Annotated in this window: 12 protein-coding genes and 1 pseudogene; 7 read left to right on the top strand and 6 right to left on the bottom strand. The window is 43.4% G+C overall.

Annotated elements, in window-relative coordinates:
• Positions 1–486 precede the first annotated feature (486 nt).
• Entirely contained in the window at positions 487–2217 is a 1731-nt protein-coding gene (locus tag ISR87_12075; protein MBL7026184.1) for a T9SS type A sorting domain-containing protein, read from the top strand.
• A 123-nt stretch (positions 2218–2340) separates the two neighbouring features.
• Here the strand turns inward: ISR87_12075 and ISR87_12080 are convergent, their stop codons facing one another.
• From ISR87_12080 to ISR87_12095, 4 genes are all read right to left on the bottom strand, one after another.
• A complete protein-coding gene (locus ISR87_12080) occupies positions 2341–4869 on the bottom strand; it encodes a T9SS type A sorting domain-containing protein (protein ID MBL7026185.1) in 2529 nt (842 codons plus the stop codon).
• A gap of 158 nt (positions 4870–5027) precedes the next feature.
• Positions 5028–7706 (bottom strand): DUF1565 domain-containing protein, encoded by a 2679-nt coding sequence (locus ISR87_12085; GenBank protein ID MBL7026186.1) that lies wholly within the window; start codon positions 7704–7706, stop codon positions 5028–5030.
• Between the two features lie 77 nt (positions 7707–7783).
• Positions 7784–9694 carry a T9SS type A sorting domain-containing protein gene (locus tag ISR87_12090; protein MBL7026187.1) on the bottom strand — a complete coding sequence of 637 codons (1911 nt, stop codon included), beginning with the start codon at positions 9692–9694 and terminating at the stop codon, positions 7784–7786.
• A complete protein-coding gene (locus ISR87_12095; protein ID MBL7026188.1) occupies positions 9691–10107 on the bottom strand; it encodes a hypothetical protein in 417 nt (138 codons plus the stop codon). The genes ISR87_12090 and ISR87_12095 overlap by 4 nt, the downstream gene beginning before the upstream one ends.
• Positions 10108–10470: 363 nt before the next feature.
• Here ISR87_12095 and ISR87_12100 point away from each other — a divergent pair, with 363 nt between their 5' ends.
• Positions 10471–13515, top strand: coding sequence for a hypothetical protein (locus ISR87_12100; GenBank protein MBL7026189.1), 3045 nt, complete (start codon positions 10471–10473; stop codon positions 13513–13515).
• Between the two features lie 147 nt (positions 13516–13662).
• Here ISR87_12100 and ISR87_12105 read toward each other — a convergent pair whose 3' ends face one another.
• A complete protein-coding gene (locus ISR87_12105) occupies positions 13663–14121 on the bottom strand; it encodes a prepilin-type N-terminal cleavage/methylation domain-containing protein (GenBank protein MBL7026190.1) in 459 nt (152 codons plus the stop codon).
• 186 nt (positions 14122–14307) lie between these two features.
• Between ISR87_12105 and ISR87_12110 the strand changes: the two genes are divergently transcribed.
• From ISR87_12110 to ISR87_12130, 5 genes are all read left to right on the top strand, one after another.
• On the top strand, positions 14308–15645 hold the full coding sequence (locus ISR87_12110; protein ID MBL7026191.1) for a sigma 54-interacting transcriptional regulator: 1338 nt from the start codon (positions 14308–14310) through the stop codon (positions 15643–15645).
• A 184-nt stretch (positions 15646–15829) separates the two neighbouring features.
• Positions 15830–16300 carry a hypothetical protein gene (locus ISR87_12115; GenBank protein ID MBL7026192.1) on the top strand — a complete coding sequence of 157 codons (471 nt, stop codon included), beginning with the start codon at positions 15830–15832 and terminating at the stop codon, positions 16298–16300.
• A 108-nt stretch (positions 16301–16408) separates the two neighbouring features.
• Positions 16409–17410: a rhodanese-like domain-containing protein gene (locus ISR87_12120; GenBank protein ID MBL7026193.1), complete on the top strand. Its 1002-nt coding sequence runs from the start codon at positions 16409–16411 to the stop codon at positions 17408–17410.
• Positions 17411–17489: 79 nt separating this feature from the next.
• A complete protein-coding gene (locus ISR87_12125) occupies positions 17490–17681 on the top strand; it encodes a hypothetical protein (protein ID MBL7026194.1) in 192 nt (63 codons plus the stop codon).
• Between the two features lie 18 nt (positions 17682–17699).
• Complete coding sequence (locus ISR87_12130) at positions 17700–18866, top strand: hypothetical protein (protein ID MBL7026195.1); 1167 nt, start codon at positions 17700–17702, stop codon at positions 18864–18866.
• A 235-nt stretch (positions 18867–19101) separates the two neighbouring features.
• Here the strand turns inward: ISR87_12130 and ISR87_12135 are convergent.
• Positions 19102–19344: pseudogene (locus ISR87_12135) on the bottom strand (NAD(P) transhydrogenase subunit alpha).
• Positions 19345–19479: the final 135 nt, after the last annotated feature.

Raw genomic sequence — 19479 nt, forward strand, 5'->3', positions numbered from 1 at the left:
TTCCTTTTTTCAGTTGTAAGCAGACCAGCCTGCGCTCCTGGAGCTTTGGCTTGGCAAGCCCATATACAGTAAGGGCTGGCGGGTTTTGGCTGGTAAAAAGTTGCTGTTCAGCTATAGTAGCTTTATCAGACTAATCCCATCAATTTCAAGAGTGCCGAGATTTTATTACTGACCATCAGAGTCATAAAAAGTTAGCTGGTTTTAGATTAGATCAACCGATGTTAATCCCGTCTGTTCTGGTGCTAGTTGAATCGGCAGGATTAAGACACTTTCATCTATGCCTCCTGACTCAGCTACCGGTGTTATTGAAAGATTTACGATTTCATTTTCAATCCCGAGCAATCCCAGGGCAGTCCGAGACCAAACGCTTTTGGAGGGAAAGTCTTCGTCCTATTAGATGCTATCATTCTTCCAGAAAGAATAGTGCTTGTTCTGCTAATTAAATCGAATAAATTTTTGCAATTATTTGGAATAGGGGGTCGTCAAGTGAAGAATTTATTTTGCTGTTTTTCGCTCTTGGCAGGTTTGTCATTATTCGGGCAGACTGCTACTGCTCCATCTGGTGTTGGAACGTCAGAATCACCCTATCAGATCACCACCCTAAATAACCTCTATTGGATTACACAAAATTCGGCTGAATGGGCGGGTGGCAAATATTATGAACAAACTGCGGATATAGACGCTTCCTCAACCAGTACATGGAATAGTGGAGCGGGTTTTTCGCCCATCGGAAATAACTCAACAAATTTCGCTGCTTCCTATGACGGACAAAATCATGTGATCTCCGGGATCAGCATTGTTCGTAGCACGACAAATTATCAGGGCTTATTTGGATATGTATCAGGCGGTTCTATCATGAATCTGGGAGTGACCAGTGTCAATGTCACTGGCATGGACTTTACAGGTGCGCTGGTCGGTAAATTGGCAGGTGCCAGCGTAACAAATTGCCACAGCACCGGAAGCTTGATTGGTAGGGTGGATTCCGGTGGCTTGGTTGGTGAAAATGCAGCAGGTTCAAGCATTGTTAAATGCTATAGCAAGGTGGCTGTGACAGCGAGCGGTAGTGGTGCCGAACGTTTGGGTGGATTGGTGGGCATTAATAGAGCACAGATTAGTTACAGCTACAGCACTGGAAGTGTAACAGCTGGTGGCTATAATTATATTGGAGGATTAACCGGACGCAATCTTGATGCAAGTATCAGTAATAGCTATAGCACTGGCAATGTAACTGGAAATTCAAAAGTAGGAGGGCTCTCTGGTGCCAATGCCCACAATACTACTCCAAGCGTATTAGAGTACTGCTACAGCACCGGTAGTGTGACCGCAAACAGCGATAAGGGTGGTCTGGTAGGTTACAATCTTGACCCAGTTACTTATTCGTTCTGGGACAAAGAAACATCAGGGATTGCAGGAGTAAATGCTTCCGGAAGTCCTGCCGGGACAGGTAAAACCACACTTGAAATGAAAACGCAGTCTACATTTACGGACGCGGGTTGGGATTTTACGATTAATGCTGAAGATGATGACTGGAAACTTAGTTCAGTTAACAACGGGTATCCACAATTAGTCTGGGCAGAAACCGTTGATTCGTCATTACCGGTAGAACTGGAGAATTTTAGACTCAAGAACGTTAAATCAGGCATTGAGATCAGATGGGTAACCAGCTCTGAGATTGAAAATCAGGGTTTTATTATTTCCCGTAAAACGGATGAAACTCACTGGACTGAAATAGCCTCCTTCAGGACATCCAAAGCCTTAGAAGGTCAGGGGTCAACGACACGCTCAACTGAATATAGAATAACAGATACGCAAGTCCGCGAGGGGTCTAGCTATTCTTATCAGTTGTCGGATATAGACTATGCTGGTAAACGTTCTGATCATATCAATATGGTTCAGACAATCACCTATATCATACCAGACAATTCAATCATACCCATTGTTTTTGAACTTAAGGGACTCTATCCAAATCCATTTAACCCCAGCATAATCCTGACTTATGATCTTATAGAATCTGCAGATTTGGTAGTCAACATCTATAATATGAGGGGTGAATTGGTCTGGAATCACTATCAGGGCAGTCATCCTTCAGGACAAAATTACAGCCTGAGCTGGGACGGAAAGAACCTCAATGGAGACGCTTTGGGCTCTGGGATTTATCTGGTAAATATCCGTGCTGGATTTCAGCATTTAACCTGCAAGGTGACTTTACTGCACTAGATTATGCTTCAGTAACTGGAATGATATGAAAGCCCCGGAGCGTTTCCGGGGCTTTTCAGTGGCAGGTAGACCAGTCTGCGCTCGCAGAGCTCCGTCCAGCATGCGATGAGTAAATCTTTAATATTATCTCAAGTAAACCATCTTTATGGTTTGACTATATGATCCAGCATTTAATCGACAGAAATAAACTCCGGTACTCAACGAGTTGCCTCTCTGATCCATTCCGTTCCACTGAACTTTATAGTTGCCTGCTGCCTGAATGTCATTTTGGAGTGTCACAAGCTCTTGACCCCTAATATCAAACACTATTAGCGTGACCGTCGATTGTTCGGGTACTGAGTAGCTGATGGTTGTGGTTGGATTGAAGGGGTTAGGATAGTTCTGATCTAAAGTGAAAATTTCAGGAAGCAGCTCTCCTGCGACTGAAACAGTATATTCTGACTCGTAAGCTCCCATATCTGGAGCTGAACCAATATATTCAGTAGCGGAAAGATCAATTAATGTTTCACCGTTCCAAATATAATTGGCAATTCCTGCATCAATGCACAGAGAACCTTCTGCTAAGCTAAAATCACCAAGCCCTGGCGCTGAAAAAAGAGGGCTGGCAGCCAGGTTGTTCTCATAAAATAATAACTCAGTCGACAAGAGCCGGAGTCTATTTCTACCACCCTGTATATCAGAATAAGCGACCCCAATATGGCTTTCTATCCAGTTTTCGGGAGCATATATATATGATTGTATCTGATTGGGTGTGTTCCCCCAACAGATGGAATTGATCACATACAGGTTGTTATCGTCAATGGACAAAATACCGCCACCGCCATTTCCACCATTATTCCCGTAGATAGTAGCACGATTGATAATAGCTTCACATTCTTCCAAGAAAAACAAACCACCTCCGCCAGCAGCCGCGGTGTTATTGTGGACTACGATATTGTTAATCGAGGGTGTACTGCTTTCAAAGCCCGCCCCTCCACCAGTGCCTGTTCCAGAATTATAACGAATCGTGACATTTTGCAAGATGGGAGCAGCCTCATACACGAACAATCCACCACCATATACGGCTGTATTATTTTGAATGATAATATTTTCCAATAAGGATTCAGAAGCAAAAGCGATACCTATCCCACCTGCACTTGCCCCATCACCAACGGAGGAATTATTAGAGATGATAAGATTTCTCAATGTTGGGCTTGATACAAAACGGACACAAACCCCGCCACCAAACCTCTCAGTCGAACCAGCTCCATATTTGAGAAAGCCAATCCCCTGCTGAATTGTGAACCCATCCAGAACGGCTGCCTGACTTTCCCCGTTTGCCATGAGCACGGTGGACGTTTCTTCCAGGGAACCATCAATGATGGTCAGCTCAGATCCTGATTCTGACACGACCACTATGTCCTTACCCAAATAATTGATATTTTCATAGTAGGTACCTGCTGCTACGAGTAGTGTATCTCCGTCAATGGCATAATCTATGGCAGCTTGAATACTGGCGAATGCTCCAGGAACTTCAAGAACCCCGAGTGGTCTTGGTGTTTCCAGGGCACCCATATCAGGATTCGCCCCCCAATATTCTGGATGGCTCATATCGATCAATGTGTCACCCTCTACGATGAGGAGTGATGTTCCTGAGTCAATACAGGGTGAATCATCACCAAGCCTGAAATCACTTTCCCCAGAATCAATAAATTCAGGATCCAGATCAATATTACCCGAGTACCAGTTCACAGTGCCGTTTTCGTTGGTTGCGATGGCAGCTTCTCCACCCGCTATATCACAAGAGTAAACACTTACCTGGTTGGTCGCCATGCTATCGGAAAACTCAATCTCATTGGAGTTGTTTTCCCATACAATTGAGTTGATCAGGATGGGTGCCGAACCATCGCTAATGCCCATTCCACCACCCATACCAAAGATATAAGAGCACATATTGTGCATCACATTGACTTGATGTAAAACGGGGGTAGCAAGCTTGTGAACCCAGATTCCTGCAGCGAATGAAAAAGCTGAATTATCATACACCTGTACTTCATCAAGCCTTGAATCTGAAGTCCAAAATGTGAGCCCTCCACCTGTGACGCGAGCATGATTGCCAATTACTGCAACTCGCTTTAGGATTGGACTTGCTTCATAAGCACAAAATCCACCGCCATAAGCTGCTTCATTATTGCGAATGATAACATCCTGGATCAGGGCATCTGATCCGAAGGAACACATGATTCCACCACCCATAGCTGAATCACCTACGGTATTATTACCTTCAATAATAAGATTCATGAGGGTGGGTGTTGAATTAAACCGACAGGCAACTCCACCCCCAACAAAGTGACCGTCAGCATTCAGGGTTCCGCTGCCACCTGTGATGGTGAAGCCGTTTAAGACTGCACTGGTTTCACCTGAGGCAAAGGTCACCGTACTACCGTTGGCATTTCCATCGATAATAGTTACTTCAGGCCCATAGGTTGATCTCAGTGTAATGTTCTTTCCATTGAAGTTGATATTCTCAACGTAGGTGCCCGGATAGACTAAAACAATCTCGCCTTCTACGGCAGCATCGATTTGCTCCTGAATCGTTCCAAACAGCATGATCGGTAGCATGAAACTCAAAATTATAATTCTCAGAGTTTGGATATTTGGCTGTGTGTTCATTTCTTTCCCCTTACTTTTTATTTTTGTACCTGACTTGGTTTTTAGCCGTTCAAGGACAGCCCTCAGGTGAGAGTAAAGCCATTCTTGTTAGTCCAGCTATTATCGATTATTTGAAATAGTGCCCCGCAAAAAGTGCGGGATTTCTGATTAAGTGGTTCTCATTTTATCATCAACATCTTGATTGTCTGCGAGAAGTCGCCGGCCTCCATGCGAGCGAAATAAACCCCCGTACTCACATGATTGCCTGCTTGATCCAAACCATTCCACTGCACTGCATAGTTGCCTGGAGGTTTTTCAGATTGCTCAAGTGTTGTGATTTCTTGGCCCAGAATATCGAAGATGATCAGTTTCACAGAGCCTGCCTCAGGCAGGCTGTACTGAATAGTTGTGGTGGGGTTGAAGGGGTTGGGGTAATTTTGTTTCAAAGCACACTTATCTGGTAACTCAAGCCCATCCTCTACCCCCACGGGTGCAGTACATCCCACGCCAAACGCACCCATGTCGCTTTCATCCTGAGCACTTCCAACACAGGGTGAATTTTCAGCAAGCGTGTACACTGATTCCCAGGGATCGCAGAATTTCGGATTCTGATTAATATTGCCTGCCAACCAGTTTACAGTACTATTATTCCCAACAATATCTCCATCCCCATTCTGGATATTAGAGTAAGAAAAATCTGCAGCTATATTGCCACCAGATGCATGATACTGATCTGGAGAATTGTTTCTCAGGATGGAATTAGTCAGTAAAAGGGTTCCATAGTTTAAGATACCGCCCCCATATGGTGCAGTATTCTCAACGATAGTAGCATGATTTATTTCTGTACTCGCACAATTCCAAACCGTTAAAGCGCCACCCCCTTGAGCACCTTCAGAATCCCCTGTAGCAGTATTCCGAGCAATCAAAACATTTTGCATGTTAAGTGTTCCAGTACTTGCTATACCGGCACCAAAAACAGCAGTATTCTCGGTTATTGTTACATTTTCAAGGGTGATATTGGAAGCAGATTCGACACGGATACCATGATTTGAATTACCTGTTATGGTGACATTATTCAAATATTGATTTGAACCCAAATGAGCGATAACCCCACACCCACCCCCTGTAATGGTCAGGTTACTAATTGTAGAATTCTCACGATATAGAGATACGACTCCTGCCGCCTGGCCTTCCGCATCCAGTATGACCCCGGCTTCTGATTCACCCACCAAGGCCATATCTTTTGTCAGTGAAATTGGGAATGACTCTCCAGTGATTGACGGGCTATAGCTACCATTTGAGAGGAAAATCGTATGATTCGGTAGAATCAATGAATTGGCATAACTGATATTTCTCAAGGGGTCAGCTGAAGTGGTTCCGCCATTGGCATTTGAACCTTGAGGACTAACATACAGATCTTGATCTACTTGTTGGACTTTTGCATTCAGGATATTAAATGAGAACTTCCAAAGTTGAGATACATGGTAATCAGTAGGCTGCATGACCGTAAAAGTATCCACAACTATCAGCTGGTTGTCCATCCAGGTTCCTCCAATTTCCCTTCCCTCCAATGCTTCATTGAAAAATATATTGGAACGGTCAGTTGTGTCAAAATCAGCTGTTGCGCCGTAACCCATATACAGTCCTCCACCTTGTGCGGCATGGTTCTCGGTGATAGTAATATCTGCCAACGATGCATATGATCGATACATATTTACAGCACCACCAGAACCATTTGCTGTATTGTCTGCAAAGCGAACAGACTCAAGCCGGGCATGCCCCTGCCACCCAAGCATGAGACCCCCACCATTTTCTTCTGCCGTATTGTTAACAACATCAACATTCTTCATAGAGAGACTCGAATTGTAAGCTTCAACACCTCCACCACTCGTATTTGAATTGTCACTTATTCTCATATTCTCAAGATGGACCTGGGAATTGTCGGCATAGATCGCCCCACCCCCATAGTGGATAAATTGCGGATAGCCACCATGATATATCTCCTCGAAAAATTGACAGCATGTGCCTCCTGAAAGCGTCATCTGTCTAATTGTATCAACCTTGACGCTATCCAGAAAGAGTACGAGGTTCTGATCCTCAGCATCAAGAACGACACCGGATTGAGACTCACCAATTAATGAAACACCATCACGGAGGTAGAGTGGAAAATGCTCACCATTGTAACTGCTTTTATATTCACCGTCAGCGAGATAAATACTGCGCTTGTTCAAGCTATCTGCATCGATGAGAAACAAGGCCGCTGATATCGTTTTTAATGGATCATCTACGGTTAAACCAGAGTTATCATCATCTCCACTGGGGTTGACATAGATATCTGCTGCAATGGGACTGATGTCGGTCCCGATCCATATAGGATTATCCTTACTTTCACGGTTAGCGGCTTCGTTTGAACTGGGAAATTCCAAGTAGTAGTCTATGAAAAACAGTCCTGTTGTTGCTCCGGTCTGGACGGATTGGGTGAATGAAAATGTCCCACCCTCAGAAGCTGATGTGTCAACGGTCTCACTGGCCATATAGGTCCACCAGGTATAGCCAGCAGGAGCTGGTTCCTGAATCTCCATTGTATCGGAGAACTCGGGTGAAAAATGATAAACGCCATTCAGTGTTCCCGAAAAGAGCAATGAATCCTCAGATATCCAATCGGAGGGGAGCAGGATACTGTAATGAGATTCATGATATGAACTATCTTCCAAACTTGGGAACACAATGGAGACATCGACCTCAAAAGTGCTATTAGGTGCTGCTGTTTCTGGTTGATCGATTGATTCAAATTCATAGCAACTTGATAGAAGCAGGATCCCCATTGATAAAACCATTAAAGCCATTTTTAAATTCATAAAAGCCTCCATTTATTTGTGTAATGTTTTTTGCATTGCCAGAGTTTCTATTAGACCTCATATTTTCCTGAGGCACCCTAAGGCAAGTAGATCATCTTGATCGTTTGTCTGTAATCACCTGCTTCAAGTCGACAGAAATACACACCTGTACTCGCGGGAGTGCCTGATTTATCTAAACCACTCCACTGAACCTTATAATTACCTGCTTGTTGTACCTCATTTAGAAGCGTCATAAGTTCTTGACCCAGAATATTGAATACAGCCAGTTTGACAGCAGAATGTTCAGGTAGTGAATAGTTGATATTTGTGGTTGGGTTGAAGGGGTTGGGGTAATTTTGATGAAGTGCGTAGTGGTTCGGATTGTGGCTGTCATTTTTTAGCCCCACTGTACAACCCACATCAAAAGCCCCCATGTTGACACCATCCTCGCCAGCCCCAGCACAAGGTGAGTTCTCTGCTAAGTGAAAGTCTCCTCCTGTGGGATGACAGAAGAGGGGATCAGCGTCAATATTGCCTTCAAGCCATTGTATATTAGCGTTGGCATCAGTCCCAATGTAGATACTATCCTGACCACCCTGGATGTCAGAATATGCAGAGTAAACAATTGTGCTATCGGACTCATTTCCCAAAATATTAATCTCAGGAATGGAGTCATTCCAAATAATACTATTATTGATATGCATTTGATACAGCCCTGACTCGATCAGGATCCCAGCAGAATATTGTGGATATTGAACACTCTTGTTATTTCCGGCAATAGTCGAACTGTCTATGTAGATATGTCCAGTTCCACCCCAAACACCGATACCTGTAATCCCTTGATTACCAGTGATCACAAGATTGTTAACACTGACCTCCCCGCCCAAAATACTCAAACCCGTACACCAATTAGAGTAATTGTTGATTATCCTGATATTTGCCAATTCAACTGGACCAATTCCCGCTGCATTTTCTATGTAAATGAAACCATAGCTTGCCCAGGAATTGTTTTCACTGAACGTGAGGTTGGTAAGTGTCGGCGACGCATTCTGGCAATAGATCCAGGCGATAGGGGAAGCCAATGCACCAGTCATGGATATGTTAGTTATCGAGGGATCTGCGCTCTCAACTCTAATCAAGGCATCAGTAAGATAATCGGTTGCATTTGTATTCGTGATCGTCATTGATTCCAGAGATACGTTTTGTACTCCAGTAATCTCAAACACACCCAGGTTGGATTCTGGATTTAAAGTCACCCCTTCTTCCGAGACCCCAATAACAGATACATAAGCCTTCATGCGTACGGGGAAAAAGTCTCCGTTCGTACTGGGACTGTACTCACCATCAGCTAGCGTAATGGTTCTAGGATTCAGGCTGTCTGCATTGATACGGAATATCGCAGCTAAGATGGTCCGCAATGCCGTGGCAGGCGTTAAACCGTCATTACCGTCAAATCCATCTGGATCAACGAATATATTGTTGTTGATTGGAGGTAAATCCATATCAACCCAGACATGTTGCGCATTCCAGCAATTTTCCTGGTCATACCACTGAACGCTGGGCATGGATCCTGGATTGTGCACCCCTATAACATATTCCGTGATGTATAAACCTGGATTTACTGTCGTACTCTGGATATTGAAGTTCAGATAGGTCAACGAGTCTGGGTTGCTATGCTGTAAATAATCAAGTCCTACAAACAGATGCCATTGGTAACCAGATCGTTCAAATGGAGGAGCATTTATACTTTCTCCGGCGGGGTAAAGAGATCCAATCATGCCGCCGAAGCATATTAGGATGGAATCTGTAATGCTCCACCCTGACGGTAGCATGACAGCGAGGGCACCAATTTCTTGGATTTGATGCTCACTATCTACTTCAAGTAAAACCGAGAATGAACTACCCGGTTCGATACATGCTGGCTGATCAACCGAAACAATCTCATAACAGCTGAAAAGAGTAGACAATGACAACAGAATCAAGCCGTTTAGAACATCTTTTTTCTTCATGATAATCCCCAATCCCATCTGTTAGCGGGATAAATGCAACTTGTGACAAATATCCCAGTTCCAGGATCATCGCCTTGTATCTGACCCTTAATTCCTCTAGGGCTTCCTTGTGCATTCATACCTCCATTCTCTCTCTTCAATTTTGGTTTGAAGCCTCCAGGAGGGAATGAAGTATCACAATCATACTCAATCCAGTCAGTCCCATTAAAAGAGAATAAACCATACTCCAACCTGATCCATTCACACCCGGTATCATCAATGGCGAGTGATAAGATACCATCTGAGGGTAAACCCGAATTGGAGGATTTATACACTATCCACTCTGGGGTTTGAGCTACGGCGCAGGTGTAGGGTATCAAGAGTGCCAGGATCCCGATAGTGACGGTTGCCAGTGTGCTTAAAATCTTATTCATCTTGTTTCCTCCCTGGTGAGATTTGTTTTTCATGGTTAATCTTAAGGAAAAGGTGGGATTTGTCACCCCTACAAAACCCCTACAAAAGCAGATTGCCACCTCCGTGGCAGGGGTGGGGGTGATAAAACATTAGACATGCTGCCAGGTGGTTGCGCACTGGAACCGGGTTGTGCTGAATACGCCGCTTACACGAGGCATCAACTCAGTTGAAGTGTTGAGGGAAGATCAGTTTTCCCTTTGCAGTTGTATGACCCAATTCTGATGGCCGAGACACACAGGCGTTTTGTTTTCAAGAAATCAGTCTATATTCAGAATAAGATTTTCAAACTCGAATAATGGTTAATAAAGCTGGGGGACCTTGCTTTGACACTTTACCAGATTCTTTTTCTGCTCTTCCTGTGCATTCCCGCTTTTAGCCAAAATAATACACTCAAATTTGATCATCTCACCGTAGAGGATGGCCTGTCCCAGGGATCGGTATATGCTATCCTGCAGGATAGTCGTGGTTTCATGTGGTTTGGAACCCGCTTTGGTTTGAATCGCTATGATGGCAACGAATTTAAGCATTTCAACCATGACCCCCAAAATCCACATAGTCTGCCTGGCTATCGCGTATTGGCCCTGCTTGAAGATTATCATGGTGCGCTATGGGCTGCTACGGAAACAGGTGGGCTGGCCAGATATGAGCGCGACACTGAAACCTTTACCAATTTCAGGCATGACTCCTCCGAGCCAGGGAGTCTGAGCAGCGATCTGACGACCTGTCTCTTTGAGGATTCAAATCAAACCCTGTGGGTAGGAACCAAACTAGGCTTGAATCACCTGGACCGGGATAAGCTTAAATTTGATAGCTATTTTCATATTGATGGGGACAGCTCAAGTTTATCTGATAGTCATATCTCCGCGCTATCTGAACTCTCACCGGGGATTTTGCTAATAGGACTGAATAACGGATCTTTGGCAACACTGGATCTGCAATCAGGCAAAATTACAAATGTACTGAATGGAATGTTCCGACCATCCAGAACCGGGACCAGGCCCGTCACGTGTATCACCAGAGATCAGAAAAATGATTTTATCTGGTTAAGCAGATTTGGATATGGTCTGGCGAAATACAATCTCAAAAACGGAATTCTGAATCGCTACAAACAAGCCACCAGTTCCTACAATTCCGCAGGAGCCAACTTCTTGTATTCAATTACCCAGGATCAACAGGGGAAGCTGTGGCTGGCATCCGTGGGTGGACTGAGCGTCTTTGATCCTGAGACCGAACAACTCAGCTTTAACGAATTTGATGATCAAAACCCCGGCAGTCTGAACGATCATATTATCCTTTCAAGCTTCATTGATAAGCAAGGACTGGTCTGGGCTGGATCAGAGTCAAAGGGCATCAACATTTACAAACCCAACCAGATTCGCTTTGAGCTATTTCGCCATGAAACTGACAATGCTTCAAGTCCCAGCGCCAACAATGTTTACTCCATCGCTGAAGATGAAGGAGGGGATATCTGGTTCACCACACTTCCCGGTGGGACCAATCGCTTTAAGCCTAGCACAAGGATATTCAGATATTACCAGACAGATGATAGCAAACCCAATTGGAGTATGAATTATGCCATGCAGGTCATGATTGAGAAGTCCGGGCTGGTCTGGATCGGAACGGCTGCCGCCGGGCTCTCCCAGATTGATCCTGTGAGCGGTGAACGTTTGAAGCTCTATTATAATTATGTTTTAGACCCCTACTGCATAAGTGGATCTACTATTAATGCTATTTATGAAACCAGAGACAGCACTATCTGGGTGGGAACCCAAAACAATGGTCTAAATCGCTATCATCGTGAAACAGAACACTTTACCCGCTTTCAACACGATCCTGAGAATCCGTCAAGTATTGGCGGAGGTCGCATTTATGCAATCCTTGAGGATCATGCAGGCGTGCTCTGGATAGGTACAGCAGAAGGCGGATTAAGTCGATTTCATGCTGAAACCGAATCATTTACTTCTTTTAAGCATTCAGTTGATGATGAGAATTGTATTGGTAGTAATTGTGTCTTAACCCTTCATGAAGATAGTCAGAATAATCTGTGGATTGGTACCCGGGGTGGTGGGCTAAACAAGCTGGATTCAGATCGTCAGACCTTTTCGACCCTGGATATTGGTTTTGATAATCTTGACATCATTATCGATTGCATTTTAGAAGATGACCATGGATATCTATGGTTATCAAGCAACAATGGCTTGATTAAAGCTGATCCGGAGCGGGGCTTCCTTAACAGATACACGCTCATTGATGGACTTCAGGGGAATGAATTTTATTACAGTTCTGGATTAAAGGATTCACAGGGTTACATGTATTTTGGCGGTCCCAATGGCTTCAACCGCTTTCACCCTGATTCCGTGGTTAACAACCCGAATATACCCCCCGTGGTGATCACAAATTTTAAAATCAATTATGATGAAGTTCCCATTGGCAAAATGACTGATGGTCGCACCCTGTTGACCCGCTCAATTAGCGAAACCAAAAGTATCACCGTGGGTCACAAGGATAAAATCATTTCCTTTAGCTATGCCGCCCTGGATTTTTCCAATCCCCAACGAAACCGGTATGCCTATAAACTAGACAATTTTGATCAGGATTGGATTCAGGTAGGCCTGGACAATGATGTCTCATATACCAGCCTGGAACCTGGCAACTACCGCTTTCACGTGAAGGCCAGCAATAATGATGGATTGTGGAATGAAGCAGGTGTTTCCCTTGATATCACTGTTTTACCCCCTTTTTGGGAAAGCTGGTGGTTCAGATTGCTGGTATCGATAACACTTATGTTAATGATTATGCTTTACGTTCAGCTCCGATTCAAGCGACTTGAGAGGGAGAAAAGAAAGCTTCAGAAGTTAGTAAAAGAGAGAACCACTGAACTAAAAATAGAAATTGCTGAGCGCCAAAAAGTCGAAACTGAAAAAATGGAGCTAAAGATTGATCATATGAAACGTGAATTAGTCAGCAAATCAATGCATGCAACAGAAAATCAAGACAATGTGAATGCCCTCATTCGACAGCTCAAAGAAATCCAGAAAATGGATAACAATGAAATGCGACAAAGGTTTAATGGGATTATCAGGTATTCCAAAAATTTATTTAAATCTGGACAGGACTGGGATGAATTTGAAAAATGGTTTGCAGAGGTACATACTGACTTTTTTGAAAATATACTGAGTGAATATCCTGAACTTTCACAGCGTGAACTGAGGGTCTGTGCATTAATAAGAATAAACCTGATGACAAAAGATATATCCAACCTGATGAAAGTTGAGCCTAAAACTATTGAAATCTACAGGCATCGGATTCGACACAAACTAGGGTTGGCCGCAGATGAAAATTTGAATCATTATCTCGTCGGGTATTGATCGTATGTGGATTCTCGAATGAGAAGATAAACTTGGGGGACCCTGACAAGTCGAACACTTAGTCAGAGTCAATTTTAAGAGTGGGGGAGACGTTGCCCTTTTTTACCATCAGGACTGAAGTAAGTTGCTATTGTTGGCACTAAATCATCACCAACCAAGCCAGGCTAAAATGTTATCTATCCAACTGCTGCCAGATCTGGTGGTTTCACCGAAAGTTCCATCCTGGTTCAGGGTACGGTCATGATCAAGGACACTACCCCCGGCGCACCTTATCATATATAGGTTACCTGTAATTAATGAATAGGTGTAGGAGTCATCTGAGAAATACGCGCCAGTTAGCTCTCCCGGTTGAAAATACCCCCAATCCGCCTCAATCACAGAAACACCAAGTCCATCTGGATAAGAACCAAATTCAGCATAATAGATTCGTAGTTGGCTCCTAATGCTTCCAAGCGCTACATCTGCTTCAGCCTGCTTGGCTTTTTGAACGCTATTGCCATAAATAGGCACGGCAATTGCCGCCAGAACTGCAACGATCACAATAACCACCATCAATTCTAGTAGTGAAAATCCGCGGTCATTATTGATATAGCTTGATCGAGTCATAATTATTTTATCTCAATAAAAAATAAATTGTTAAAAAGATAAATCAAGTCAGAATAAGCTGGGTAGACTAGAATTGCCTAAACTCTTTAGTTCCGGATATGGGTAGAGCAGCTTCCCTTATTATCTTCTACTGAGAAGGAGGTATCGTATATTCAGGCATCTGTTGCATAAGAAGAATTTTGCAAAATGCACAGGAGGGGAGACAGAGTGGATAAATCCATAGAAAAAGCTTCAGAGATTCTTGACTCTTTAAGTGAGGGAGTCATTACAATTGATAAGAAGTTCGTGATTACCTTTATCAATAGTGCTGCTGAATCATTAATTGGCACCACACGTCAAGATGCTATTGGCAAGAGCTGCAAGAGCGTATGCCGATCTGAGCTGTGCGAGGCAGACTGTCCCATCACACAAGTAATCAAGTCTGGCAAGAGTATTTACAATTTCAATTCGAGAATGATCGCAAAGAATAAGAAGATTATTCCTGTAGTACTCAATGCGGTTGTATTAAGAAACAATCGAAATGAGCCCAAGGCAGGTGTCCTTTCATTTCACCCAGCATCAAGACCCGAAAGCTTGAAAAGTGTTGCCATCCCCCATAGTTTTTGTGGTATTGTCGGCAAAAGCAAAGCTATGTTGGATATCTTTCAATTGATACGAGAGTTATCAAGATCCGATGCTAGCGTTTTTATTCAAGGTGAGACTGGTACAGGAAAAGAGCTCATTGCCAACGCTGTGCATGAGCATAGCCGAAGAGCTGCAAATGCCTATGTGAAGGTGAACTGTGCGGTGATTCCTCCGCAATTATTAGCCAGTGAGTTGTTTGGGCATACTAAAGGGGCTTTTACAGATGCAAAAAACGATAGGGTGGGTCGATTTGAGTTGGCTGATAAGGGCACGATCTTTCTAGATGAAGTTGCCGAGATGCCAACGAATATGCAAACACAATTATTGCGAATACTCCAAAATGGTTCTTTTGAGAGATTGGGTGATTCTAAAACGAGAAAGGTGGATGTCCGGGTAATTGCTGCTACAAATATGGATATTCAAACAGCAATTGCTGACGCCCAATTTCGAAATGATCTTTTTTTCCGATTAAATATTATCCCTATTCATATTCCACCTCTGAGAGAGCGGAAAGAGGATCTACCCTTTTTGTTTGAACACTTCATCCAAGTATTCAATCAAAGATATAACAGACAGATTGAAGAAATAGATACTGATGCGCTAGATATTCTTTTGCAATATGATTGGCCTGGTAATATCCGAGAGGTTGAGAATGTTATAGAATATGCCTTCATCAGATCAAAAAAGAATCACTCGATTTGTATCTGTGGCTTGCCACCGTCCTTAAGATCTCACATTGTTTGTAATGAGGAGCGTGCGTCTACAGGAATAGCATCCATGAAGTCAGAACAATTAGTAGCCCTGTTAGATCAAAACAATTGGAATCAAAGCAAAGTAGCAGACATTTTAGGTGTTCATCGATCGACCGTTTGGCGAAAATTGAAATCAATTCAGAGCTAAGATTTACTGTTGCAAAGTGTTGCATTATTGTATTTGTGCAACACCAATCTAAAGCATTAATTCTAATGTAGATAACTTGACAAGTGTTGCATCTGACGCAACAATCTTAGTGATGTTGTAGGTTGCAAAGACGTTTTCATCCTAAAAATGTAATAATGGTGAAGTATTTGCATTTCTGACAGCTATGACAGAAATGCTGGCCAACTATTATTTGATGAATCGCAATTTTGAAGCTGCCGTTGCCGAGTTGGAAGCATCCTTAATAAACAGTCCCGATAGTCTAAGTATCAAGATAAAGCTTATGCTTAGCTACGTTATTGCTGATCGCACAGATGAAGCCTTACCACTGCTTTCCACTATGGTCGAGGCTGATTTATCCACCATGATTGGTAATTTCGACTCAGATGAGGTTTGTCCCTTCTCGGTACTTCATACATTAATCACTGGAACCCATAAATCAGTGAGATCTGCAGAGAATCTGACTAAGTCATTAGGCATTATCTGGCTGTTTCAAGATGTCCCTAAGTCCTTGATATATCTGGAGCAAGCCTATGCAAATGATAGTAAGAATATCTTGCTGCAAAAGGTCATAAATAAGGTGAGTGAATATGTAAAAGAGTCTCGATCCTCAGTGCCCGAGTCTTCATACACATAAAATGAAATATTTTCATGGCATACTCATTGCCAATAACAGGTATAAATGGCACAAAATTTCAATCGTATTTTTTAGTAAGCCAAAGGTTAATAACTTAAGGAGAGATGTATGCGCTTAATTTTGATACTAACATGTACACTACTGCTTTTCGCATTTTGGTCATGTGAATCAACGGAAGATGCTGAGGATGATTTCACTAATTTCGAACTCATCCAACCGGTGTTGGAAACCAATACCTCTGCAGGTGCAGGAAAGCCGATATCAGCTCAGACACTTTTTGACAATATGAACGATGGAAATGCCTCAAACGATTACTTCGTTTTAAGTGTAAGAAGTGCTGAAACGTATGCTTTGGGACATATCCCTGGAGCAATCAATATTTATTGGAGAGATGTTGGTAATCCAACTAACCTCGCTCTGCTACCCACTGATCAGCCAATTCTGGTCTATTGTTACACTGGGCACACAGGCCAGGCAGTAACGACTGCTTTGGTCAATCTTGGTTATGATGCCGTAAACCTCAAATTTGGATTTATGTCATGGTCAAAGGATGCAACTGCTCGGGTACAGAGTCCATTTGTTGAGGATGTGGATGGTCATGATTATACGACCGAAACAACAGCAACAGCAGGCGGTGATTTTGCTCTTGCCGAGCCTGAATGGATTAGCTCTCAAGATGCAGAGGAAATCATTGCTGCAGCCGCAGATGATTGTTTAACAAATCGCGCACCAGTTACCAAGGCTGCAGATCTATTTGCTAACTTGAATGATGGTGATGCAACAAACGATCCTCAGGTTGTGAGTGTTCGCAGTGCTGATACATATGCGATTGGACACATTCCTGGCGCGATAAACATCTATTGGAAAGACATCGCCAAGGTTGAAAGCCTTAAAATGATCGACCCCTCAAAACCAGTAGTAGTTTACTGCTATACAGGGCACACAGGTCAAATTGCATCAACGGTATTGGCCATTTTGGGCTATGATGCAACAAATATGAAGCATGGTATGATGTCCTGGTCCCGCGATGCAGCGGTTAGGGTTCAGAGCCCTTTTACAGAGGATGTTGATTCCCATGAATTTCCAATTACAACTGGGACCAACCCTTAGGTATTAGTTACCTGAATTCGATGTAATCAGCAGAGGCTGCCGTTTGGTAATCTCTGCTGATTATAATTGTGGAGTGAAAATGACGAAACGAATAGTGTTGGTACTCATCTCAGTCTGTCTATTCATGTTTTCATGTGCAGAAGTAGATGATGACCCAAAGGATATTGCCGCAAGCTCGAGCTGTGTGGGATGTCACAACAACATTGATTTATTGTTGGCCGTGGCCGATCCACTTGAAGACACCGGTGGTGAAACTACTGGCGAAGGCTGAGGTGGCTCAGTTGCTCAGTTGAGCGCAGAAGACCGTGTGTTTGTAGGAGATAGATTTTTTGAGACTGTCCATGGTGAAATGACCTGTGTCGAATGCCATGGCGGGGACAATGAAACAGACCTGACCAAAGAAGCAAAAGCCTTGGCTCACTCCGCCGATAAAAACTTTATTGCACATCCAAGTCAGGATGCAGCGACATACTGCGGGGAGTGTCATTCAGAGGAAACAGAGAACTTTGCAAATAGTCTTCACTATACCCAAGCAGGCTATTTTGAACGCTTTAAGGTCCGTGCCGGGGGGATGGACCTCCGAAATGATGCAAACATGCTAGCGGGATTTAAACAAGATTGCGGAAGCTGTCATGCTACCTGTGGACAATGTCATGTTACCAGACCAGTGTCCGTAAAAAGCGGTTTAAATTGGGGACACGAATTTAAGAAGATTCCAGATCTAAATAACAATTGTACAGCCTGCCATGGTTCCCGGGTTGGAGAGGAATACAAGGGTTCGCATGCCGGCGAAGCAGGCTGGCCAGCTGGAATAAGAGCTGATGTTCATTATAACAATGGTTTCCGATGCGATTATTGTCATACTGGACATGAAATGCATGGAGATGGTTCCCAGTATTTCTACAGATATATTGAGAATTCGAGCATGGTTCCAAAGTGCGAGGATTGTCATACTTATTCTGACCCAGAAACGAGCAGCCCTGATTACAATGGCTATCATGCCACACACTGGACTGGTAGTGGTTCAACGCTTCAGTGTCAGGTTTGTCACTCACAATCATACAAAAGCTGTAACGGCTGTCATGCGAAAGGAACCGCCAGTCATGGAGGGATCACGGGTAAATCCTACCCATCTTTCAAGATTGGGAAAAACTATTTACCGAGTGTAGCTCGAGATTACGATTACGCTTTAGTGAGACATATTCCGATTTCACCTGATACATATAATAATTGGGGTGGATCCTATACTCTCACTTCCTTTGCTGCCGAGCCCACTTGGAAATATACTACTCCACATAATATTCAGCGCTGGACTGCCCAAACTGATACTACTGGCGGAGTATGGTGTGGCTTGTCATGCCATATGAACGACGATCTTTTTCTACATGAGACCGATGTCGATTCGACCTATTTGGATGCAGAGTTACAAGCCAATGAGAATGTCTTTATGGACTAGTCTCCAATAAAGTAGACAGCGTTGTCCTCCAGGTATTCCTCCATGGAAATTACTCACCTGGAGGCAGCGCCAACTACCCAAGAAACCAAAAAAATCCACTCCCGTGGGATTTTTTTAATATCTGTGGCCTCCCTATAGCTTTCAAACAAAGTGAAAACTGCAGGCTATGGGTGCTGTTTTAGTGCTGTGAAAGTTAGATATGCCATGTGCTACTTAATTCAATTTCCTCGGATCGTTAGTTTCTCCCCATATTAATGACAGCATGTGGATATAATGCCTCACGATTCTGAAAAGAAAGAATGTCTGGTTTTTTAATAACACCAGCATCAAGATTCACAGCATATCGAATGGTTTCACTTTGTTGCCAGCTCTCATGCCCCGCTAACACATCAGGCAAATGGACAATAAGAGCCGCAGAGAGGGACCGTGAGGCACTTTCCCAGAGATAACTTGGTGTATGATCCACGGCATAATAGTCTTCTATGAAAAAGAAAGTCAAGAGATAAATTATTCCCAGAACCTCTTTTTACAGATGGTTTCCTGACGGTACGTCCTACCCCGTCCATGTAAGTTTTCTAGCCTTTGTTGCGAACAACAAGGTTGTGCTGACTGG

This window comes from Candidatus Neomarinimicrobiota bacterium (assembly GCA_016784545.1).
Classification (GTDB): Bacteria; Fidelibacterota; UBA8477; order UBA8477; family JABMPR01; genus JABMPR01.